At 58.9% G+C, this 22,161-nt stretch carries 26 protein-coding genes; 14 read left to right on the forward strand and 12 right to left on the reverse strand.

The window, feature by feature from the left end:
• The first annotated feature begins 28 nt into the window (after positions 1-28).
• The 3 genes from HZS54_RS15830 to HZS54_RS15840 all read left to right on the forward strand — a co-directional run bounded on the left by HZS54_RS15830 (position 29) and on the right by HZS54_RS15840 (position 1,816).
• Complete coding sequence (locus tag HZS54_RS15830; RefSeq protein ID WP_179918063.1) at positions 29-337, forward strand: hypothetical protein; 309 nt, start codon at positions 29-31, stop codon at positions 335-337.
• 40 nt (positions 338-377) lie between these two features.
• Positions 378-761 (forward strand): DUF8076 family protein, encoded by a 384-nt coding sequence (locus tag HZS54_RS15835; protein ID WP_179918064.1) that lies wholly within the window; start codon positions 378-380, stop codon positions 759-761.
• 71 nt (positions 762-832) lie between these two features.
• Positions 833-1,816: a cold-shock protein gene (locus tag HZS54_RS15840; protein WP_179918065.1), complete on the forward strand. Its 984-nt coding sequence runs from the start codon at positions 833-835 to the stop codon at positions 1,814-1,816.
• A gap of 52 nt (positions 1,817-1,868) precedes the next feature.
• Here the strand turns inward: HZS54_RS15840 and HZS54_RS15845 are convergent, their stop codons facing one another.
• From HZS54_RS15845 to HZS54_RS15855, 3 genes are all read right to left on the reverse strand, one after another.
• Entirely contained in the window at positions 1,869-3,629 is a 1,761-nt protein-coding gene (locus HZS54_RS15845) for a 5-methylcytosine restriction system specificity protein McrC (RefSeq protein WP_179918066.1), read from the reverse strand.
• Complete coding sequence (locus HZS54_RS15850) at positions 3,626-4,858, reverse strand: AAA family ATPase (protein WP_179918067.1); 1,233 nt, start codon at positions 4,856-4,858, stop codon at positions 3,626-3,628. The genes HZS54_RS15845 and HZS54_RS15850 overlap by 4 nt, the downstream gene beginning before the upstream one ends.
• A gap of 217 nt (positions 4,859-5,075) precedes the next feature.
• The gene (locus HZS54_RS15855) at positions 5,076-5,366 is read right to left on the reverse strand and encodes an HTH domain-containing protein (RefSeq protein ID WP_246391668.1); all 291 of its coding nucleotides are present in this window, start codon (positions 5,364-5,366) and stop codon (positions 5,076-5,078) included.
• Positions 5,367-5,513: 147 nt separating this feature from the next.
• Here HZS54_RS15855 and HZS54_RS15860 point away from each other — a divergent pair, with 147 nt between their 5' ends.
• The 6 genes from HZS54_RS15860 (at position 5,514) to HZS54_RS15885 (ending at position 11,190) form a co-directional block, all read left to right on the forward strand.
• Positions 5,514-6,095 (forward strand): DUF8112 family protein, encoded by a 582-nt coding sequence (locus HZS54_RS15860; RefSeq protein ID WP_179918068.1) that lies wholly within the window; start codon positions 5,514-5,516, stop codon positions 6,093-6,095.
• A 2-nt stretch (positions 6,096-6,097) separates the two neighbouring features.
• The gene (locus tag HZS54_RS15865) at positions 6,098-7,090 is read left to right on the forward strand and encodes a hypothetical protein (RefSeq protein WP_179918069.1); all 993 of its coding nucleotides are present in this window, start codon (positions 6,098-6,100) and stop codon (positions 7,088-7,090) included.
• A gap of 270 nt (positions 7,091-7,360) precedes the next feature.
• Positions 7,361-8,314, forward strand: a complete 954-nt coding sequence (locus tag HZS54_RS15870) for a DUF8168 family protein (protein WP_246391669.1) — start codon at positions 7,361-7,363, stop codon at positions 8,312-8,314.
• A gap of 43 nt (positions 8,315-8,357) precedes the next feature.
• The gene (locus HZS54_RS15875) at positions 8,358-9,302 is read left to right on the forward strand and encodes a hypothetical protein (protein ID WP_179918070.1); all 945 of its coding nucleotides are present in this window, start codon (positions 8,358-8,360) and stop codon (positions 9,300-9,302) included.
• Complete coding sequence (locus tag HZS54_RS15880) at positions 9,299-9,973, forward strand: 3'-5' exonuclease family protein (RefSeq protein ID WP_179918071.1); 675 nt, start codon at positions 9,299-9,301, stop codon at positions 9,971-9,973. The genes HZS54_RS15875 and HZS54_RS15880 overlap by 4 nt, the downstream gene beginning before the upstream one ends.
• Positions 9,974-10,134: 161 nt before the next feature.
• Complete coding sequence (locus tag HZS54_RS15885) at positions 10,135-11,190, forward strand: HNH endonuclease (protein WP_179918072.1); 1,056 nt, start codon at positions 10,135-10,137, stop codon at positions 11,188-11,190.
• 152 nt (positions 11,191-11,342) lie between these two features.
• Here the strand turns inward: HZS54_RS15885 and HZS54_RS15890 are convergent, their stop codons facing one another.
• A complete protein-coding gene (locus HZS54_RS15890) occupies positions 11,343-11,789 on the reverse strand; it encodes a hypothetical protein (RefSeq protein ID WP_179918073.1) in 447 nt (148 codons plus the stop codon).
• Positions 11,790-12,075: 286 nt separating this feature from the next.
• Between HZS54_RS15890 and HZS54_RS15895 the strand changes: the two genes are divergently transcribed.
• Together HZS54_RS15895 and HZS54_RS15900 are read left to right on the forward strand one after the other, a co-directional pair.
• Positions 12,076-12,660, forward strand: a complete 585-nt coding sequence (locus HZS54_RS15895; protein WP_179918074.1) for a DUF7437 domain-containing protein — start codon at positions 12,076-12,078, stop codon at positions 12,658-12,660.
• Positions 12,661-12,663: 3 nt separating this feature from the next.
• The gene (locus HZS54_RS15900) at positions 12,664-13,203 is read left to right on the forward strand and encodes a PIN domain-containing protein (protein WP_179918075.1); all 540 of its coding nucleotides are present in this window, start codon (positions 12,664-12,666) and stop codon (positions 13,201-13,203) included.
• Positions 13,204-14,712: 1,509 nt separating this feature from the next.
• On the opposite strand, the gene HZS54_RS15905 is transcribed toward HZS54_RS15900, so the two are convergent.
• Genes HZS54_RS15905 through HZS54_RS15935 form a run of 7 tightly spaced genes read right to left on the reverse strand, consistent with a single transcriptional unit; the run spans position 14,713 to position 18,169 of the window.
• Entirely contained in the window at positions 14,713-15,660 is a 948-nt protein-coding gene (locus HZS54_RS15905; protein ID WP_179918076.1) for a hypothetical protein, read from the reverse strand.
• Positions 15,657-16,436: a DUF8168 family protein gene (locus HZS54_RS15910; protein ID WP_179918077.1), complete on the reverse strand. Its 780-nt coding sequence runs from the start codon at positions 16,434-16,436 to the stop codon at positions 15,657-15,659. Before HZS54_RS15910 ends, HZS54_RS15905 begins: the two co-directional genes overlap by 4 nt.
• Positions 16,437-17,300, reverse strand: a complete 864-nt coding sequence (locus HZS54_RS15915; protein ID WP_179918078.1) for a hypothetical protein — start codon at positions 17,298-17,300, stop codon at positions 16,437-16,439. It lies immediately after the preceding gene.
• Positions 17,301-17,313: 13 nt separating this feature from the next.
• Positions 17,314-17,451, reverse strand: a complete 138-nt coding sequence (locus HZS54_RS15920; protein WP_179918079.1) for a hypothetical protein — start codon at positions 17,449-17,451, stop codon at positions 17,314-17,316.
• Positions 17,438-17,602, reverse strand: coding sequence for a hypothetical protein (locus HZS54_RS15925; protein WP_179918080.1), 165 nt, complete (start codon positions 17,600-17,602; stop codon positions 17,438-17,440). Before HZS54_RS15925 ends, HZS54_RS15920 begins: the two co-directional genes overlap by 14 nt.
• The gene (locus HZS54_RS15930) at positions 17,595-17,963 is read right to left on the reverse strand and encodes a hypothetical protein (protein WP_179918081.1); all 369 of its coding nucleotides are present in this window, start codon (positions 17,961-17,963) and stop codon (positions 17,595-17,597) included. The genes HZS54_RS15925 and HZS54_RS15930 overlap by 8 nt, the downstream gene beginning before the upstream one ends.
• On the reverse strand, positions 17,963-18,169 hold the full coding sequence (locus HZS54_RS15935; protein ID WP_246391670.1) for a hypothetical protein: 207 nt from the start codon (positions 18,167-18,169) through the stop codon (positions 17,963-17,965). Before HZS54_RS15935 ends, HZS54_RS15930 begins: the two co-directional genes overlap by 1 nt.
• 181 nt (positions 18,170-18,350) lie before the next feature.
• On the opposite strand from HZS54_RS15935, the gene HZS54_RS15940 reads away from it, so the two are divergent.
• Together HZS54_RS15940 and HZS54_RS26325 are read left to right on the forward strand one after the other, a co-directional pair.
• Positions 18,351-18,581, forward strand: coding sequence for a FaeA/PapI family transcriptional regulator (locus HZS54_RS15940; protein ID WP_179918083.1), 231 nt, complete (start codon positions 18,351-18,353; stop codon positions 18,579-18,581).
• A gap of 17 nt (positions 18,582-18,598) precedes the next feature.
• Entirely contained in the window at positions 18,599-20,479 is a 1,881-nt protein-coding gene (locus HZS54_RS26325; RefSeq protein WP_179918084.1) for a transposase, read from the forward strand.
• A 54-nt stretch (positions 20,480-20,533) separates the two neighbouring features.
• On the opposite strand, the gene HZS54_RS15950 is transcribed toward HZS54_RS26325, so the two are convergent.
• A complete protein-coding gene (locus HZS54_RS15950; protein WP_179918085.1) occupies positions 20,534-20,839 on the reverse strand; it encodes a HEAT repeat domain-containing protein in 306 nt (101 codons plus the stop codon).
• Here HZS54_RS15950 and HZS54_RS15955 point away from each other — a divergent pair.
• Positions 20,817-21,644, forward strand: a complete 828-nt coding sequence (locus HZS54_RS15955) for an IS5 family transposase (RefSeq protein ID WP_179918055.1) — start codon at positions 20,817-20,819, stop codon at positions 21,642-21,644. The genes HZS54_RS15950 and HZS54_RS15955 overlap by 23 nt on opposite strands.
• Positions 21,645-22,161 lie beyond the last annotated feature (517 nt).

Consider the following 22,161-nt stretch of genomic DNA (forward strand, 5'->3'; position numbering starts at 1 on the left):
ATTTATTAATTGGACACCATTTGGAAATATGCGCCGCAATCGTGGTGCAGTAAAGTACGCGGGTGGGGTGGCGACCTCCCGAGTCGGGTTAGTGAATATGTATATCTACGGAGGGACCGTTCTCTCGCTTGCGACCTTCGTGCTCGGTTTATTGGCATCCGGTTCAGTAGAAGCCGCGCTCAATGCCGTCATGGAGTTTTATATCAGTCGAGTGGTCCCGTGGCCACTTGACGAGCTCCTGCTCGCTGAAACTCTGGTGGAGTTAGCGATATCTCACGCCATTACGATCGGTGTTGGACTGTTCGTCGCCACGTCGAAATGGTGGAAAAACGTGTGAGCAACTATTTTACGTATGAATGAGAGATTACGGATTAGCAATGGCAGGCCCTGGCCAGATCCCCGGCCGCTACAATCTCGTCATTGAAGGGGAACACGACGAGTTCGATCATCAGATACCGGTCGACGAATTTCTCCAGTGTCTCAAAGACGACGATGTCCCTGACGAAGTGAGCGTCGTCGGCCTCGCGGATGCGTTCGACGATGGCGACCTCGCAAAAGAACTCGCCCGCGAGATGGATCGCCGAGCGAACGACCTTGAGTACCAGAATCCAACGGTACAATTCGTCGTCGACGGTTCGTTCCACCGACAGGGCAAGACCTACGATCTGCGCGACGGCGACAACCTCCACTCCCTACAAGAGGTGTTCGGCCCGCAACTAGAGCGGAAAGGAGACGGGGATTGGCTGGTCTCACCGTTCTAAATCCACTGGCCTCACTGGTGATCCACAACTGTGAGTTCGGGGTTTAATACCACTGTCTGGATAGGGTGTGTATGGCAATTCTCCATGAATATGTTCCATCCAGTGAGAACGACGGCTACTATATTTACGATGCATACGACGGGAGGAATATCACTTATCAGGTCTCAGCGTTTGCGCGAGATGTTCTTGAGATCTTAGACAGTTGTGCCGTTGAGGAGAAAGTCCCTCCTGAGGTGTTCCATACGCTTCGTGGTTTGGATCTAATCTACACAGGGGAGACCGGTGTTGAAACCTATAACGAGCTAATAGATATCCCTACCAATGGACAGCCGAAACGTCTACCAGCATCTGAGCGAGAAATATTCTTCGAGAGTTTGCTCTCCAGAAATGACTTAGATGTAGACGAGCGCGAGAATATCCAGAATTACGTCGAAAAGAACCAGATCGAAAATTCTACTGAAGCGAACTCGCAAGCCGAATGGGCTCCAGAACCACCGCATTCGGATTCATATCAAGGGCGAGTCGCAAGGACGTTTCAAGATGATGAGTGGGGTTTCATAGAAACAAGAACCGATGATGTGGATGAAGACGTCTTTTTCCACCAGAGTATGTTTGAAGATATGAGTCTGAAGACAAATATGCGTGTGGAATTCTCGTATCAACCGACGTCAGAGGGACTTGAGATCACGCACGTTAAACCTCTGACCGATGCGCTTGGTCGTAAGCTAAAAGATAGGAATTCACAAGATTTGGATTCGGATACAGAACCTCGTGATGACTCTACAGTGGGGATCTCTGAACTATCTGTAGGAGACTATGTTGAAGCGAAAATTGACCACGCGAAGGGAAAGAAGGGAATCGGGACAAAGGGATATCTGCACATCCACCACCGCCGCGGGTCCGGAGCTCAATATATACACATTTCCTCAAAAGGCAATCCAGTACCCGTCAATAAATGGGTTGTCGTCAAAATAATGGAAGTAAATCAGGGCCATGCTATGGCTAAAATGAAATCACCGCCAGAGAATATAGATCCTCCCTTGTATATGCCATAGGCAGCCACAGGCAGCCACATCGGAATACGACACCAGGACCCGTCACAAGAGGTTACAGTAATTTCAATGGCCCCTCTTTTTCTACTTCCCCGGTACCGTTCACAAGGAAGTACAGGTCGATCCATTCTTCCCCGTTATCACGGCAGAACACCGGGACACACGTCGTTGTGTGTTCGTATCGATCCTCACATCGCGTTTCGATCTGGTCCCGTGTCCAGTCCCCTTCCTGCTCTAGATCGTACCGGTTCCGAACTTCGTAGGAATGTTCGTCCGCTGCGGCCTTGAGAACCCGCAGTGAGAAGTCCTGTGCGTCTCTGAACGTGAACGGTCCGCCCCTCTCTTTCGCGCTGCTCAGGTCGGTTTCGTCGACTCCATCGAGACACAATTCGTTCTCGGCGACGGCTCGGAACGCGTCCAGTTCCGGAACGTCCTCTACGAGCACTTCGTGGAGATACTCGTGGACGGCGCTCCCGTAGGCGTCGAGAGAGAACTCTCCCTCCGGAGAGAGTATCTGTAACTCCGCGCCAGTCTGTACGACTCGTCGACGCTTCGGTTCGAGTAGCGGACACAGGAACGCCAGCCGGTCCGAATCGAGGAGATACGCGTAGCTGAACAGCCGCGACCGTGACGAAGAGTCCACGACCGGATCGTGGTCCTCATCATAGTACTTCGAGTCCAGTACCGCGAGGGTCTCATCTCCCTCCTGTAGCGCATGGTCCGGCTGGTGGTATACGCTCCCCTCACCTTCGAACGGGTTCACCGAAGGTGAGCGGACAGGCGTCACGTCGTCGAGTTCGTCTAAGTGGTCGTAGGACTTGATGTGCGATAGCTCGCGCTCGATGACGACCTGCGAGTACTGTTCGAACAGCGACTCCATGTTCAGCACGTAGTCTACGACCAGTTCTCGGGGACCGTCACGGAGTTGCTGGCCAAGCGACGACGACAAGACGGCCTTGGACACGTCGAACGCTTTCCGGTAGTACCGACGTTGTCGCGGAAGGTCGTTGAGTGTGAGCTTGCGGTACGCGTCCATCCGGTCCAGATCGCTGCTGACACCCATACTTTCCAAACGCTCCACTTCCCGGTGGACCTCCGAGAATATCCGGTCGTACGCCGGATGCTCGTTCTCTGTAGCGTTCTGCCGGAAGAGTCGGAGTAGCGTCTGTCCGGCGTAGTGAATCAGCGAGTTCGCCGCGTTATCGTGCTCTGTCTCGTTGCGGATCCACTGCGGTTCCAGGGTTCCCCGCGCGTGGTTCAACAGTGTTTGCTCGACATCGATCTCACCTTGACCGTCGATACTGTTGATCCGTTGAATGACCAGGTCCCGTATGTAGCCGTTGCGCCGGATGGTCTCTAGACCGTCGAGATAGTTGATGGCCAGAACGACGAACACGTCGTCGAGGTGGATGTCGTCAGAGAGGAAATCCTGCAGCGGAACGCCGTGATACTTGACCGATCGGTTCTGGTCGTAGACCGCGAGCAGCATGTCGAAAATGTACTCCCACTCGACTTTGGGGTCCACTTGGACTTTCGACGACGGTGTTAAACTCACGACCCCGACGATATCGGTCGCCTCGACGTGGAGGACATCGTCTTCTTCGCCGTCGACGGTGACGGTCACGACCTCGTACTCCCGCTCGGAGTCGAGTGCAGACTGGCTCTTAGTGTAGACGCCGGGACTCTCGCGCGTGAACGACGCTCTACGGAGCTGGTCAGTGATAGACGATGGACACCCCTCGATCCGTATCTCACCCCGCTCAGGGACGTTGAAGGTCTCCTGTCCGAACTGGTAGACGTCGTCGACGGCGCTCATTGGTCATAGGAACCCATCTGGCGACGCTCCTGTTCGAGCTCTCGCTCCGCGAGTTCAGCGGCCGGGGAGAGGTCAAACTCATCGAATTCATCGTTCAGCGCACGATAATGCTGGACGATACGCTCCATCTGCGGGAACGCTGCGGAGTTCAGGAGCCGGGGAACGACGTACGTCCGGAACGCTTGTCCGACTGCAGCTGTCTGGTCGTGCTCGTACTCGCCTCCCTCCCGGCAGGCGACGCCGAGGAATACCGCAACGTCGCGGTAGTGCATCGGTCCAAACCGCATGATCGCCCCTTGCGACGTCGCCTCGTGTCCGTGATTGATGCCCTCGTAGTCGCGCTCGAAGAGACGGAGGATGTCGCTGTCGACGAGATCAGACTGGTCGGTGACGTGGGTGGTGATCCAGTCTTTGAACAGCTGGCGGCGCTTGTCCTCCTCGTACTCATCGAGTTCGATCATCGCAAACCGGCGGGTGATCGCGTTGTCGAGTTCGTTCACCGTCCGGTCGGACATGTTCATCGTACAGATGATATTCACCCGCTCGTCGAGTTCGATAGTCTCGCCCTCGTCGGTCTCGAAGATCGTCTGGTGCGGGTTCTCGATGGCCGTGTAGAGTGGGCCGAAGATTTTGGAGATATCTGCTCGGGTGATCTCGTCCAGGATGACGCCGTACTCGACGTCGAACGTCCTGGCACGCTGGACCGCTTCGGAAACGCAACCGAGTTTGGTTCGATAACTCAAGTCGTCTCCAGTGTAGTCCGGGCTGACCCCACCGATGATGTCCGACGGCGTCCACGAGGGCGTAGCCGTGTTGAGCGTGTACCCGATCCCGGTTTCCCGAGCGAGCTGCTTGGCGAAGGTCGTCTTTCCTGTCCCGGTCGGTCCGTAGAGAACGACCGGCTTCCCTGCTTCAAGAGCGACCTTCGCGTTCCGTTCCACGTCCCGCGGTACCAGAATATCCTCGGGCGTCTCGTCGCCCCGAAGACTCACGATGCGCTTGAGACGGTCAGAGGCGATCGATGATTCAAGGACGGCCTTCCTGACCGCGCCGAGGCCCCGCTTTCCGTCGTGGACGCTGTCTAATTCCTGGTCTTCGATGAGGTATTCGAGAACATCTTCGTTTTCGGCGTTCTGGATCGCATCTACGACGTCGTCTTCGACACGTCGGAGAATATCGATCTCGTCTTCGGCGTCAGCGCGAGAATACGTCTCGTCAGAGGATGCCATTTACAAAGACACGTCGATGAAACCATATAAATCCCACATGAATGCAGGACTCTCGTGATGCCACGACGGTAGTATTCTGACATGAAAGTAGTTGCTCCGACAGTGAATAGCGATATTGGAGCTATTGGCCCTAATATGTACCGTGAGCGAGTTACAGATGAGATTCTCAGAAAGTGGACTTTTGACTGATCGTAGCCATTGAAGTTATTCCACCAAGCTAACCCGATGTGCTCCAAACTAACGAATTTCCTACTTTTCGACTATTGATGCGACCATCCTCTTCGATAGATTTGAGTCGTGTATATGCTGTTCGCCGGGTACACCCCACTTCTTCAGCTATCTCCGAAGTGCCAGCCATTCCACCAAGTTGCTGAATAGCTTCTAAGAAAGATGAATCTGGATAGCTTGTAGTATATTTTCCAGATTCTTCTTCACGATCCTTTCCTGGCACAATCGCCCTTTCGTAGACATCAGGTATGTAAATGATGGGTCTTACTGTGTTATCCATCTCCTTAGTAGGAGATGGGGAAGGTTTATACCATTACACAGTGTAGGAGATGGTGTGGAAACCCGGCCCCTTGAGGCGTAGCAGTTCAGGAAACGCCCGGGCGTCATCACCGCCCGGGCCGGGCTCCCGCTCCAAATCTGAGAACCCATGGAAAGCGTAGAACTCGGCGGACAAGAAGCTCACGAACAGTTGATTGAAGACATAAAACAAATAACATTAAAAGAGGTCGCGGAATGCCAAGTCTGCGGCGAGAAACTCCGGGAAGGCGACGGGCTCGTTGCGTTTGCCTTCCGGCCGGCCGATCAACCGGCCTTCCAAGTCGGCCACACCAAATGCACCGATTGCCGGCACGAGCCGACGGAATATTTCACGCTCGGCGTGCGCGAACTCGTCGTGGATGGCCGGGTCGGCCGCTGCTCAGATCAGGCAACCCAATCCTCCTGGTTAGTCCTGCTGGCTCCGCAGCCTCGCGCTGTCAGTCCTGCTGAGACGGCTACCGTCCACCCATTACCGGGAACAGCGTGGTTCCGCCAGCCGATCGCGCGGAGCGATATGTACACGGCTGCGGACCACGAAGCGACGCGGAAACCGTGGCAACGTCCGGTAGTCCGGACCGACACTGCCTCTGAGAACACCCCCGACGCGGACACAGAGACGGACACAACGACTACCGACGCCGTCGAATCGACACCCGATACCCCGACCGACGGTCCGGGGGGTGCGCGCTGAGGATGCACGGGGATCAGGACAGGCAGTCCGTCTCCGACTCGCACCTCGATATCGACGTCGACCTACCCCGCGATGTTGCGGACACGACGTTCCCGGATCTGTACGTCGGCCTCGACATTGACCTGCTGGCACCCGGGGATGGGATCGTCACGGATCGCCACCATGCCTCCGCGGACCGCTACGAAGCGGATGACCCGCAAAATCAAATCGCGGGTCAGATTTCGCCGTTCACGCTGTCGGGATGGCTGCGCCACGGCTGTGAGCGGGTCGTCCAAGCGGCGGGCGCGACGGTATGCCATCCGGGCGAGGCGAACGCGGATTACATGCTCAAGGACGTGTACGAGCGTGACTTGGAGGCGGGGTATCACGAGAAGGGGTCGTGTGTTGATAAATCCGAGACGGACTCGGACGCTGGCTGCGTCATCCATGGCCTGTTTGGCGGCTTCGGTGACCGTGCGGGGCGCGTCATCAGGCGGCCGATCAGCTTCTCGCCCATCCGCAAACAAGTCGACGTCACGCAGGGAGAGGCGGAAGCGCATTACCGACAGTTGAACACACAGGTCCGCTCGCGCAACGACGACGACGAGGGCCAACCGCTCCGGCAGGCCACCCGCGACGTCGTCGGGAACTTGGAGGGCACGTGGCGACTCACCCTTCGTGAGCTGAAACCCGAATACGTCGGCCTCCTCGTCGAGGCGATTGATTTCCTGGATGCGCACAGCGATGCGTACGAACTGCAGCTCGGCGGGGCGCGGAATTTCGGTGGTGGCATGGCTGATGCGACGATCGTGAATCCCCTCTACAGCGAGGCGGAGATCCGCCGGGTCTATAATCGCGCACATGACGCAACGGGCGCAATGGGCACCAAGGACGCCATCTGGCGAGACCAGTGCCGTGAGGAGTTCGTGCGGGCGCTGCAGGCGCGGACTGCACAACGTGACGGCGATCTGCCGATGCCGACACGCAGCGATGATGAAGAGGAGGACGGAGCGTGACCCGGACGACGGGCCGGCGTCCTGGCCCGGCTCCGGAGCATGACTCGGCCTTCGACGTGGCTCCCGTCCGCGCGTGCAGAGAAGACTGGCAGCCGGGCAACGCGCCGGAGCGCTGCCGGGAACCAAAGCGCGAAGCCGAGCCGGTTCGGCGCGCATCGGCCGCGGCGACCGCTGTGCCGGTCACAGTCCTGAACCGGGACCGTACCCGAGTGCACGCAGCGGGGCCGACGACGGGCGTCCTATCACAGCTTGACCCTGCGGTGTGCGCCCATGACGAACGCGGTGCTGATGCCCCCGCTGGTCGAGGCGGTAGTGCTGAGGGGGAAGAGCATGGGTGATTCGCACCACCGGACGGCTGCCGAAGCCGACACCGCTCGCGCTGAACTGGAGCCGGAGTCACGCTCGCAGACGGATTCGATGGTGGCTGTCTACCGTCACGATGTCCACAAACTTCGGGGGCGGTCACACGGTGCGGCGGCGGACACGTATCATGGCGTTCCAGTGAACGAGACGGTCCCACTGCATGCGGACCGGGACGGGGCCCAACTCAGTCGACCGCGTGGCGAGCCTGAACAGACGGTCGCCAATCACGCGTCGCCGTATCGCCTGTCGCTGCTGACGGGTGAGACGGCCGTCGACACCGAGCGGATCCGGGTGGCTGCCGACGGCGGGGTCCAGGATCTTTTGACGCCAGCCGATCCCGAGCGCTTGCATGCGCGGTGGTTAACGAGCGATGTGGCGGCTGCGTTCAATGAGTCGCTGTACTACCCGTACACGTCGCTGCAGTACCATACGCTCCTGACGGCGGCCCTCTTGCACAGTTACCGCGCTGGCCATGCGTTCGCGGACCTCGCGCTCGTGGCGACGGCTCCTGACACGACGAATGCGGGCGGGGAGTTGACCCGTGACCCGGAGACAGCGTTGGCAGCTGAGGGAGTCGAGCCCCACCGCGCGATCCTGTGGACGCCCGACATCGCGTTCCATGTGACAGCCACACCCGGGGATCGGCCGGCCGCAGGACTCGGGGACCAGCCGGCCCGGTCGTTCGCAGATACGTGGTCGCGGCTCCCTGACCACCCGCTTGACGTAGATGGTGAGCGTCGGTGGCGGATCCTGGATGCGCAATTGCGGCGGATCCGGTCGTGGTCAGCGGCGCTGGCATTCATCGACGAGTTCACTGCTGCGCACGCGTCGGCTGGCGTCGATCGGGGTGATGGCACGTGATTCCTGGCAGAACCCGGACTCGAACCGAGGGGGCGTGGAAGTGATGAACACGATTCAGCAGGTGCTGTTCGAGCTGGAGACTGACTACATGGGGCACCCGTATTTCGTCTCGGGACACGCGCTGTACAACGCACTCGCACGGCGCGTAGACGCCCGAACGCGACGACATCTCAATGTCAGTATGGGTGTGTTCGTCCCCGGGGAGTTCGGGGCCTATCCGGACGAGCACTCACAACCGGGCGGGCCACCGTACTTGGGGACGAGCCTTCGACCGGTCGAGGCCTACGAGGACTTGTTCCTGTTCCGGGACGGGGCACAGCGGTGGCTGTCGGACACTCGGCCCCGTGACGCCCACAACACGCATGACGTGCAGAGTCATGGCGGCCGGCAGGCGTTCGCGCCGGCGACGCGCTTTGGGAAACCGCCCGAGCACCACCATACGAAGCGGACAATGCACTGGCACGTCCACTGCTACGTGCATGCTGACAGTGGTGCTGCGGACGTCATCCCACTCTCTGAGGACGTCCTCGACGGGTTGCGTGTTGGCGGCGGGCGAAACTACGGGCTTGGTGAACTGTCGCTGACGGACACGCAGACTATCGCCCTGGACGACCTCGATTATGCGGGGGTTCGGGCGGCGGACAGCCTCACCGTGGAGCTCCTATCGCCGTATGTCCTCGCCAGCGAGTTCCCCGGGGCTGACAGCCAGTCGGTGCCGTGGTGGTGGGAGTTCGACGGTGGGCTTCGCCGGCGGACGGCTCGACTGGTCGATGACGGCGAGGTGCATGAGTTGGCGACGATCGATCACGGGCAGGTTGTCGAGTACACCGGGGACCGACCGGTTGAGACTGCGAAGAACGGGATCCGTCGTGTCGGCACGCATGCGAAGTACGGGTTCGGTGAACTCCGACTGCGCCCTGCCGGTGCGGATCGAGTGCCTGCGCGGGCGCAAGCGGCCGAGCAACGGGCGGCAGGTGAATCGTCGTGACCGATACCCTAGAGCACGTGGCGTTCGACATTGAGACGACCGGACTGGACGCGGCAGATGAAGTGACTGTCGTCGGGTTCGAGCTGGAGCTTGGGTGCCGAGTGTTCTACCAAACGGGTGGTCGAGACACTGACCGTGCTGACGTTGTGACGGCCGTGCAGGAGCGGACGGAAACACGCGTCGAGGTGTCCGCCCACGACTCTGAGCGAGGCCTGCTGGAGGCAGTGTCGGGGTTTGTTGGGGAGCGATTCCGGTCGGCTGACGTCCTGCTCGTTGGGTACAACGGTGAGACGTGGCACGGCGGATTCGACCTCCCATTCCTGCGGACGCGGTACGCCGCATGTGACGTAGCGTGGCCGTTCGAAGAGCTCCCGTACGCGGATCTGTTGCCGATCATTCGGGACTTGTTCAACACGACGGTCGATGGGGACGAAGTGGCTGATCTCGACGCGGCGTACGAGATCCTGTGTGGTGGTGCGGCGGGTGCGGTTGACCCGTTCGACGAGAGCGGTGAAGCCGTCACTGCGTTCGAGGAAGAGCGGTTCGAAGCGGTGATCCTGCACAATGTGGCGGATATCCGTCGCACAGGCGCTCTGAGTCGGCTTTCCCAACGGTACTGCAGCAAGTCGGATTTCCAATTGAAGTCGTTGACACCGACGATCCATGACTGACCAGCGAACACACTCGGGAGTCGGGTAACTCCAGAGGAGGACGAGTCACAGTCCGGTGGGCGCGAAGAGCAGTCCCTGCGGTATTGAAGCGATCACCCATGCAGATTCGGCGGCTTGGATCGGCGCGCAACTAACTGCAGTGACGCTGAACACGAAGATCTATGAGTCAAGACACGACGTCGAACGCATCGACACCGAACAGCCCGGAGACGACGGAGAGTCCGGGCACTCCGGAGCGAGGCGAGCACGAGGACTGGCAGGAGACAGTAGACGCGGCGACGCGCGACGCGGTACTGGACCGGGATGAACACCGATGTCAGGTTTGCGGGCGAAACGGGCCAGGCAACGGTGGCTTGGTGAACCTGGAGGTGCATCACATCGAGCGTGATCCTGACGGGATGGATCAGCACGATTTGGAGAATCTGACGACGCTGTGCCGGTCATGTCACAGTTGGGTGCATCAGCAGACGACGGAGCAGGAGGTCCCGGTCGAGCTGACGGAAGCAGACGCGCAGGTGTTGCTGTCGCACGACCGGGAGATCCTTGCGGTGCTCGGCGAACTCGGGCCGGCGATGGCGAGCGAAGTGGCGGACGCGTTGACGGCAGATCTGTCCGTCTTGGCCGTGCGTGAACGGCTCTGGACGCTCATGGGGCTCGATAACGCGGTCGAGTCCCGCGACCGGCAAATCGTCGACCAGGATGCCTCCTCCGGTGAATGGGGATTGAGCGGGCAGATTGCAAATTCATCGCGGGGACGCATAGCGGATGATACGCAGATGCTGCTCAGGCGGGCAGCCGACGAGCGCGTCCGACAAGCCCTGGACCGCGAGGTCGACCGCGAGACGGTCGCGGACGTGTTCGGAATTCACTCGCGGACGACGTGGATCAAGGAGAAGCGCGCCCGAGCGTACGATTTCCCCCTGGACGCCGTCACTGATGCGGGCGGGCGACCATCGACTGATGCGGAGGAGACTGACGAGCCAGGAGAGGCGAGTGCCGACACGTTGGATGCGGATGGGGAACAGGAGCGGCTCACGTCGGTCACAACGGCTGCCAGTGATGAGGACGGGGAGGACAGTCGCGGCGGTCCCGCGCCGGAGAGCGAGTCGTCTACGGCTGATGTGAGTGGCGTGAGTGACGGTGAGTCAGTCCGTGGAGATCTCCAGCAGGTGCTGGACGCGTTAGAAGACGTTGAGGACGCGCTCCGCGGAGACTAACTGAACACCGGCCCGGTATTTTTCCAAGGACAGGAGCGTGCCATAGAACTATTCTCAAGGAGTTGTTTTCACCGTAGAACTGGTTGAATGGACTGCTCAGTAGGCCTGCATATGTATCATCAGTTGACGATCAGCGCGAGAGAAATCTCATCCTATTCATCTACTGATTTCGTACTGGAGGTAGCCACGTCGGTTGTACAGCTATCTGTGGCTTGTGCTGGCCCGAAAAATGACACCGATCGGTTGTTGATCTCAACAAGTAGGCTTTGGCAACCACCATCTGGAACAAGCTCTATCGACTCCGGATTATTCTGTCCTGAGAGGGCTACGACGACGCTGTATTGACCAGGATCTGTCGGCCATCCCTCATTTATAGTCGTCGTAGACGATTTTGACATTGGGATATCGTAAGAAGCCATGAACACAGGGTCGCTCTCTCGATGGACTGAAAGAACAACAGTGTGTACCGACTCGTCTTTATTTACAAATTGGAGATCTCCAAGTTGGGCTGTTGATTCTTGCTGTTCAGAACAGCCAGCAAGACCCATCCCAATTAAGATACCAGCAGAACGGAGAGCTTGGCGGCGTGTGTGAGACATAATGTTTGATGTGGAGACTATAGTGATAAGTGGTTCCTCTGTACTGACCAAACAAGCCCGCTACCAGCCGATAAAATTCTACTGGTAGATGGTCAGTGTGGGGAATTCGCACGCTCGGAGGCACATACTCGGGTATAGTGTGTCGGGTGTTCAATGACGGGTGTCCATTCTGGTCACCGGCTGGTCTGTTGAGTACCCGGGCAGTGAGGTTGCAGTCAATGGGGATATCTGCTGCGGGTTAGTGACACCCGAAGCATTATTGTTCAACACACGATTTATGTATTATATGTCGAAGGCCACTGAGGGGCCCGAACGAGCGGTCAACGGTCTCCTCTCGGTTGCGCAACTCTTGGAAGAACCACGGTTAGCACGTCTGTACACGCTCGTGCTGCGCGACGGCGAAGTCACAATCGACGACATCACCAGCGAATTGGAGCTCCCGCGGACAACCGCGTATTCGGATACGGGCACACTCGTCGATCTCGGCGTTCTGACTCGGGATGAGGACCAGAAAACGCACACGTACTCGGCTGTTCCGATCACGCTTACTGCGACCCTGGACGGCAACAAGTATACGGTTACCCCGACGCTTATCGCTGCATTCGGTCGGTCGCCCCACGACCAGGATCTCGATCTCCTCGTTGACAAGTATGGACGTGGCAAACTCGCTGCTGCGCTCATGTACGCCATCCCCTACGTGAATGGCGAGATGTCCGAGCGAGTCGCCGCCCGTGAACTCGATCTGCAGTATGCATTCGGTGTCGCCGTGTTGCAGGCGCTCCGGGATGTCGTCCAGGAGATGGAGCCGATAGACCCGTACTTCGAGGACATCCAGGACGCGCACGAGACCCCGCCACGCGAAGAGGACTGACTCGTGGCTGACGAGCGTCCGCTGTTTGACGACGACGATGCGCCGGTTGTGTGGGTCGCCGATTCGGGGTTGTTCATCGCCTGTGGCCGCCAGCAGAACAACAAGTATGCCGCGCTGGAACGGTTCGCTCGCCGGCACGACAGTACGTTCGTGATTCCACAGCGCGTCTACGATGAACTCGGCGGCGCACCCAATCGGAGCACGCCTGGTCAGACACCGATCGAGAGCGCGATCGATGCCGGTTGGGTCACTGTCGCGGACGAGCCGGACTACACTGACGGCACAGTCGCTCGTGTCATGGACCACGTCCGAACGTATATCGCTGCGTCCTCGAACCGTAATGAGGACCAAATCGAGAAGGCTGATACTGCACTCGGTGCCATCGCGGTCGAACGCCTGATGAAGGGGGATGCGGACCGTGTCTGTGTCGTCACGACGGATACCGATGCTGGTGAGGGTGTTGTCGCCGCCCTCACAGCGAATGGGTTCGAAGACCGTGTCCGATTCAAAGACGGATTCGAACTGATCGACGAAATCGCCTGAGCCCCCTCGTAGTAGGTCGTCGAACAGAGACCGCTTGCGCAGTAGGTGTCCTATACTAAGCGATTCAGAAGGCCAGAAGATAGGTCTACGAGCTTTCTATTACACCCTGATGGCAGTGGTAGTTGGAATGGTGTTGCGGAGAAACACCGCTACTTGGAGATGGCTTCAGGTTCTTTCACCAGACTGGTTTTGAGTTGGGAAGTCGTTGCGGACTGTTAATTGGCGCGCGTCTGAGCCGTGGATACAGTACTCGCCAAGCAATGGGTGGTGGTACCATTCCCGATATCACTTTCACCGAGGTGTTAACGAGATAGATGGATCGAGGCCCTCGGAGACGGGTTGTCTTTCGGTGGTGAGGCTGAATTCTCCTCGCTCAGAGTTAAAAAAGTGGAGACCGGTATCACCGACAACTTCATCGAATTTGAGTTGTGGAGGTGTATTTAGAGAACCAATCAACTCATGTCTCACAACCAGTCGACGGTCTTGACGACTGATGGTGAGGTAATTCACCCCACTATTGTGATATTTGGTGTTGAGCGTAACACAGTGACTAAGTCCGGGCAGGATAGAGTCGCTGAACGTTGTATTAGCGTACTTCCCGATAAAATCTAGTTGCCTGTTGATGCTCGTTGAAGGGAGAATCCTATCTACTTTAGACAGTATTTTTGATTGTAATGTTTTCCGGACATGGGGTCTATTAATGTATGTGGCTGTATTCTATGCTGATCTAACCACGAACACTTCGATTTAGACGGAATAAGTTCATGAATCCTGGATTATCAGCAAATATTTCGTAGCACGGGGGGACGGGGGGTGTCTCGAACTTCCCGCCCCCATTGGTGGTTCCACATTGGAATTCGACTCCAGCATCGGGCCAAGAACACTGACTGTGACTGCTCATAGGAGACGTGGCAATCGGGGCCAGCACGGAAAGTACGACGAGAGAAGACTACCATCGAGATCTCAACCATCAGCTGTGATTCATCCCACGGGGGGACGGGGGGTGTCTCGAACTTCCCGCCCCTGTTGAGGGTTCTGCGTTGCTAGCTCTCATTCGAACGAGAGAACAAGAGCAGTAAGCAAAGGACCTCCACAAGGAACCGCTGAAGCGCTTGATCAAGATGAAGAGCGGTGCTGATGCTGTTTCTTTCTTCTTCTTTCTTCTAGTTCTAGAAACAGCCTAGTAAGTAATAAAAGAATCTTTTGGTAGAAGCAATAAAAGTAACAATACAGCACAGCAACACTACAGCAACAACAACACAGCAAAAACGCACCAACAGCGCTTTTACCCGGCTTTCCTGTACTGTTATCGCACGACTGCCGCTACTCACTCCTCCGCCTGACCTCACCTATGCTGAACAAAAAGGTCCACACGGGGGCGGGAAGTTCGAGACACCCCCCGTCCCCCCGTTCATGTCTTCCGCCCCTATTCCCATTCGTTTACCAGTTGTTGCAAATACGATTTCTTTATTCAGTCTGCGGCGTGATTTTTTCGTGCCGATTCTCCCGTCACACATGAGTTATCTCACCCGGTGACCTTCGTCTTTCCTCTGATTTTTGACACTGGTTCGAGCGGGGTTCGACGGGCTTCACTCGAAGCTCTCCGAAGCCGTACTTCGAGTGACTGCCGACCCGGAGGAGGCCGCTCTTCGCGGTCTCCACCGGACGGTCGCCCTCGTAGGCGACCACCTGCCCGTGGTCCACCGTCTGGAGCTTGTACACCTCGCGTTGCTCCAGCACCTTCTCCTCGCGTTCACGGAGATCGCGGCGGTCCTCCTTCCACCACCACGGCACGTCCTGGTCGTGAGCGTTCGGGTACTCCGACTCCAGCACGAACGGCGTCACGAGTTCGAGGATGAACGCCTCGCCGTCTTCGAGACGGGAGTAGTCCAGGGCCTCCAGGTCTACGACCTGCGTGTCTTTCAGCCCCGTGATGCCGTAGCCGTAGTTGCGCTTCCCGCCGAACTGGAGGCCGTCCAGGGCGCTCTCATCGAGCGGGAGGACGTCGTCGCGGTCGGCGTGGAGGTACGCGTTGATGTACCACTTCGTCATCTGCTGTTGCTTCCGTGCGCCGTCGGGCTTCCCCATGATGGTCTCATGGGAAAGTGCCGGGTGGCCGCTCTGCACGCGGATGCCGTGCGTGTTCAGCGCGTCTCGCGGCCGGGATTCGAGAAGCCACGAGTGCGACGCCTGCCGCATCAGGAACAGGTCGTCGTAGCTCTCCACGTCCGGGAGGCCGCTCCCGAGGTACGGCCGGATGCCGCTCTGCGAGTGTTCCTCGGGGAACGTCCCGAACTGGCCGGGTACGAAGACGCCGTGACTCGCGTTCAGGTGGCGGTGGACATCATGCGGGAGTTGCTGACCGAGCGCGTGCATGATGGCGTTCCCGGAGACGTAGTACGGGTGACCGATGTAGTCCATTTCCAGCTCCCACTGGACTTGCTGGATGCGCGTCATCGGTCGAACGCCTCCCGGAAGTCCTCGATGTACTGGAGCGCGGTGGACCACGCGCCGATCCGGCGGAGGTTCGCGTCCAGCACCATGTCGTACTTGTCGTGAGCGGCATCGAGCGGGTGCGCTGTCAGCCGGTTCCACGTCGAAGCCCACGACCGCCACGGCCGACTCCCGAGACGAGACGACGGTCGCCCGCCTGCGCTCTCGTCGATGCGGAGCGCGAAGTCATCGCCTGCGTAGACCGTCCGGTGGGGCACGACCTCCCCGGCGCGGTCCACGACCAGGAGAAGATCGGCGAACTCGTGGCCGTCGCGGTAGTTGTCGAGTAGGGCCGCCACGAGCAGGGTGTGGTACTTCAGGCTCGTGTACGGGTAGTAGACGCTCTCGTTGAACGCCGAGACGACGTCGCTCTCCAGCCACGCCCGATGCATGGCCGCCGGGTCGTCTTCGGTCAGGAGCGACCTCACGGCGCTCTCTACGCCGTTGCGCGTGAACTCCTCCGGGTTGTACCGACTCTCGCCCTCGATGAGCGACAGTCGGTAGAGCGTCTCGTGGTTCTCCATCGTCTGCTCAGGCTGGCCGTGGGGCCGGCTGAGCGCCGACGCATCGCCGTCCGCACCGTGGGGAACCGTCTGGTTCACCGGGACGCCCGCGAACGTCTCCGGAGCGTAGTCGTGCGGCTGGCCGTTCATCTTGTGGGCGTCGTGGCGGTACGCGGCGACCATCACGTCCTGGCCGCCGTCGCCTTGGAAGTCGATGAGGCTGGCGTTCTCGGCCATCTACGGCCCCTCCTCGACGCGCTCTCCCAGCGCCTCCACGAACGCCGGGCGGTACTCCTCGGTCCACTGGTCGTCCTTTTCGTCCATCTTGTTCGTGTTGCCCTTTCCGCGGTCGAAGACGCGCTTCAGCTCGCGCTCGTTGTAGAGCGGGTTGATGAGGTGGCAATCGACGATCCCCGCGCCGAAGTTCCGAGCACCACCGAGCTGGTGCATGAAGTCGGTCTTGTGAGCATCGAGGAAGTCGATGCCCTCGGCCAGAAGGCCGACGAATTCGGGTTTCACCTCTCGGAAGGAGAGGTGCCAGCAACCGTCCAGATTCGCCACAGCGTCTACCTCGGCGTTCCGAAGTGGCTCCCGGTTGTCTTCCTCGTTCCGGGAGACGACGTTCCGGTTCAGCCGGCGGTAGTGGCCCTCAGCCTGCCCACGTGTGTAGTCCACGCTGGAGCGGACAGGGTTGAACTTGATCGGCCGGCGCATCACCTTCCCGGGGACGCCACCGAAGCCGCCGAAGAGGTCGAAGACCACGCAACCGTCGTCTTCTTTCGGGTCGTCGGTGCACGCACCCTTCTCGTGGTAGCCGTCATTGAGGTCGCGCTCGTAGGTGTCCTCCTTCATGAAGTTCGCGTTGGCCTCGCCGGGGTGGCAGGCGGTGCCGTCGTACTCGTGGACGACTTCTTCCATCCCGTGGCGAAGCCAGCCCGAGAGCGGGAATGCAGGGATGATGCCGCCGATCTGATTCTGCGGATCGTCATCCTCGTAGTTCCCGTTGCTGGCGTGATGCCGGTCGGTCATGATGCTGTCTCCGACCACCAGCAGGTCGGTCTGGATTCGTACGAAAACGTCCTTCTCGATGTCTTCAATCATGATTTTGTGGGGGTTAGCGTGCTTCAAGCGCCGCTTCGACCGCCTCAGCCGAGGGGTACGAAACGCCGCCGACGCGATACTCCGTGTAGTTCTCGCCGTCGTCGGTGCGGACGATGCGGGCCGTCACACGGACAACGTCAGTCATCGGCATCACCATCCTCATCAGTCTCATCGGGGGCGTCAGCCACCAGTTCCTCAGTGTCCTCGCTGACCTCGATGTCCCCGCCACATTCGAGCACCTGGCGCTGACGCTCGTTCATCTCCAGCTCGGATTCCTCGTCGTCCTTCTCCTCGTCAGTCATCGTACTTCCCCTCCGCTGCATCGGCGGCGACCACCAGCCGGGCAGCGAGATCGCGGGCGTCGTCGGGTTCGAGGCCGGTGCCGACCTCGATAGGACCGGATGACCATCGGAGGTCAACGCCACTCCAGCCGTTCTCCTCGTGGACGCCTTCGACGTTGAGCGGGCCGTCGTTCATGTCTGCCGTGACGTGGACGTTGTTCAGCCCGCCTGGAACAGAGCCACAGTCCGTGATGGAGTACGTCCCATCGTCGGTGACACTCCTATCTTCCACGATCTCCTCGGCGCGACCCGTGTCAGCAGTCACGGCCTGTGGAAGAGCGGCGAGGGCGGCGGCCGCGGCGAGGAACTGACGACGCTGCATCACAGACCCTCCTGCACGGTTTCCCGCGCTTCTATCAGCCGAGCGGTCCACGCACCGGCTTCCGCGGCGCTGATGCCCGGAACGGCACTCCAGTCAGTGTCTTTGTGTTGCTCGATCAGCTCCGCAAGAGCAAGGTCGGATTCGGTGTTATTAGCGTCCGATTCGGCTTCCGTGCCGGAATCCTGAAGTCCGGCGGATGTCTTCATTGACATGGGTTCTTCAATCGCCTTGGGGAACCCGGCCCGCGTGTTCCAAGCACGCGGGCGTTTACTGCGACGGTCACACCCCGAGGGGCCGGGCTTCCTCACCTTTTTCTACATAGCAATAGGTGATAAGCCTTTTGCTACACGTCAAAACGAACAAGTGCCGTGGCGTGGAAGGGGGAGTATGGAAGACAAGGAGCGGAACGAGCACGGGCGATACAAGCCCGAACACTCCGATGAGGAGTTTATTCGTGCTGTTGCAGAGCACGAGCCTGCGGGCACGAAAGAAGTAGCAGATGAACTTGGAATTGCCCGACAGGGGGCGGACTACCGTCTTCGGCGTCTTGAAGAGAATGGGAAGGTATCGAAGAAGAAGGTCGGTAATTCTCTGGCCTGGACGGTTGAACAGGAGTAGACGAGAGGTTCAGCAGGATGGCAAAGGAGAAAGACGAGGACGCTGACCGCGATCCCGAGTCGAAGGGAGAGATCCACGAGCGGTGGGAGAGGAAGGGAGAGATTTCAAGCCGGTACAGAGAAGCCGAGAACAAACTGCCAGACGACCCACGGACGGATCCTTGGGCGTACACGGCACTCCTGACACGAAATCCGGCCAAGAATATCACGCCGCCGCTGTGGGAAGCCATCAAATCAGAGGCCTATCGCGTCTACCGTTGGTCCGTGCAACGAGACCGGTACGACGACCAGGAGACGCCCGAGCATCGACTCGCAAAGGCCCTCGGGAAGGTCCAGCTTCGGCACTACTACTGGTCGAAAGGGAAAAACGAGGACCTCACGGAGAATCTGGACGGAGAGGACGCAACGCGGCTGTATCTATTCTTCGACCTCTCGGCGCTCAACCAGTCGGGCGTCGCTCGTGCAATCAAGGACCCTGACATCCAGGAAGCGTTAGGCATCGAGAATTCGGTAAGTCAGCCGACGTTGAACCGGATGCCGGGACGGATGGACGACGAGACCCGGCATTACTACGCGAGCGAGACTGAAACGCTGGTTCGGCAGTTGCAGGACACGAAGCTCGAACACTGGTTTCGAGACCCGACGCCGGACACGATAGTTACTGACGGCGAAGGGTTCCCGCCGGTCCAGGTGATCGCTCGGGAGCTCCGCTCGAAGACGTTCAAGTACCTCCGACTGAAGCGCGACAGCAGTACCGAGGTGACGAAGGACGCGTCACTCCGGGTGCTCATCGCCGCCGCGAACGGCAACGGCTTCGTCAACGACGCCGCGAAGAACCTCAAGTACAAACCGTTCTACGACGACGGCGACATTCCGACGGGGCAGAACCTCACGCACCACCTGAGGAAGTCTTCCCGAGAGTCCGTCTTGCGGATGTTCCGTGAGGCGAACGAGGAACTCTTCGAGATCGCCGCCCGGCACGACTACTTCCCCGACAGCGCGGAGGTAGCTATCGACATCACGGACTGGCCGTTCTACGGCGACAACGAAAGCAACGAGTTCATTCGCGGGACGAAGCCGGGGCGGAACTATTCGTGGGCGTGGAAGTACATCACGCTCGCTGTCGTCGGGACCGACACGCCGCTGATTCTGGTCGTGCTTCCGGTCAAAGACAAGAGCAAGACGCCAGAGTACATCCGTCGGATGCTCCGTCTGAGCAGGCAACACCTGAATATCGGCCGCGTCTACCTTGACGCGGGAACGGAGTTCTACAACTCGGACACGATTTCGACCATCACCGAGCAGGGCCTGAAACTGGTGATGCAGGGCCGCAAGTCGGGGAAGACGGTCAAGCACTTCCTGAATGGGATGGCGCGCGCCGATCTGCGGTCATCGTACTACCCCTACGGCGTGGGCTCTCTTGACGATGACAGCTACTACGCGGTGGGGCTGAAGTCGGACAAGACGGTGAAACTGCGGAAGTCAGACGCTGATGAGCCGATGGACGACTACACGTACTTCTACACAAACCTGCATCCCGAAGAGGTGCCGCCAGAGGAATTGGGAGAGGCGTACCGTCGTCGGTGGGGCATCGAGACGGACTTCCGCGTGATCAAGGAGGAGTTCCTCGCCAAGTGTGGGTCTCGAAACCCGGCACTTCGGGCGTTCTATTTCAACTTCGCGGCGCACCTGTTCAACATCTGGACGGTAGCGAACATCCTCCGCGCCGAGGAGACTGGTGAAGCCCTGAGTGAGGGGAAGCAACTGACCGCTGGTGAGCTGATGCAGGCCATCGAGGATGACCCGCGCGATCTTCGGCTTCCGACCGAACCACCCGAAACTCGACAGGTCTTTGGAGACGTTCTCGGGGGCGGTTGGAACACCTCGGATGCCGACTAAATCCCTGACCGACCACACTGGGAGATTTTGGCAAACATCTAGAATCTATACCTGCTAATTGTTGTTATTCAGTATCCCACCAGCTTCACGACGAATAGTAGTAGAGTAATCTGGACTTTTGGATATCTCAGCTAACTTGTCTATCGCACTTCCCCCACCGGCATTTCCCAGCGCTTTAACAGCCCACTGCGCAACGCGGTCATCACCGTGGTCAATCAGCCAGAGGAGTGCCTCACGGATCTCTGACGGTACATCGAATTGGCTCTGGTGAATCGCTGTACGGCGTTGGCTTCGACCGTCAGAACGAGGAAAGTGAAGCGGGAAATCGCCGATGCCTATGTCGAAGATCTCCCGCTTCACGAACAAAGCGGTTCAGTTAGCTAAAAACGCTGTTGGTGGGCGAGGCGAAGTCGCCGCCCCCGAAGGGGGTGGCGGCTTCGCCGAGTACGCGGTGCTGTCGCTGCACTGTCTGCGGGTTTACCTAGAGAAGTCGTACCGGGAAACACTCGATCTGCTGAGCGAAATGCCACAAATACTCGGAGAGATCGGCCTCGACGCGACCGATCTCCCCGATCACTCGACGCTGGTCAAGTGGTTTGATAGGATCAAGACAGCACTCTGGCGAGTGCTGCTGCGCCTCTCGGCGCAGCTGCACGACCCGAGCGGTCACGCCGCGATCGACGCGACGTTCTTCGACCGCGAAACCGCCAGCAAACACTACTGCCGCCGGACGAATTACCGCGTCCAGACGCTCAAAACCACTGCGCTCGTCGACACAGAAAGCCACGCGATTCTGGACGTTCACTGTACGACCGAGAAACGCCACGACACACAGCTCGGCTGGCAGGTCGCCCGCCGCAACGCGGGCGACTTGGCCAGCCTCGCTGCAGACAAAGGCTACGACTGGATGGAATTACGCGAGAAACTCCGAGAGGAGGGCGTGAGACCACTGATCAAACACCGCGAGTTTCGGCCCATCGATCACGCGCACAACGCGCGGATCGATGGGCCTCGCTACCGCCAACGATCGACGTGTGAAACCGTCTTCTCGACGATCAAGCGCACGCTCGGCGACGCCGTGCGTGCGCGAGCGTGGTTTCGGGAGTTCCGCGAAATCGTCCTGAAATGTGTCGTTCACAACATCAAGCGAGCCGTGACACCGTGAAATCAAGCTACGTCTGGCGATTCACCACGGCCCTCTCAACTGTTTCGACGAGTACTCGGAACAGTTTGACGACGCAGTCCGTGATGTCCTTGAATACATCCGGGATAATCCGTCGGAGGCGGTCGCGGATGCTGAGGTGTTGGCTGAGAATAGCGCGCCAGAGTGTGTTGAGGGTTCGACGCCGATTCCAACGTCAGAGTTCGATCCCTTCGAGGTGACGTTCTGCTCAAGCAATGACATTGTGAGTCACCCTGAACACGGAACCGAGAGCGACGTCATGGATGAGGTCCATGACCTCCTCGGTCAGTTCGATGTCGTTCCTTCATCCCCGCTCGTGTCTGTGACGGTCCGGTAAGACGCACTGCAACTACAACGAATTCGGCAAGGGTCACCTGATGCGGAAACCAGGTTCGGTTGCCGCACGAGCCCTCGTCGCCAAGGACACTCATTATTCCAATAAATGGGTGTGTGTCAAGTTTCCATGAGTAGTTTTATCCGCGAATATATGAGTGTATAA

The sequence above is a fragment of the Halosimplex pelagicum genome (genome assembly GCF_013415905.1).
Classification (GTDB): domain Archaea; phylum Halobacteriota; class Halobacteria; order Halobacteriales; family Haloarculaceae; genus Halosimplex; species Halosimplex pelagicum.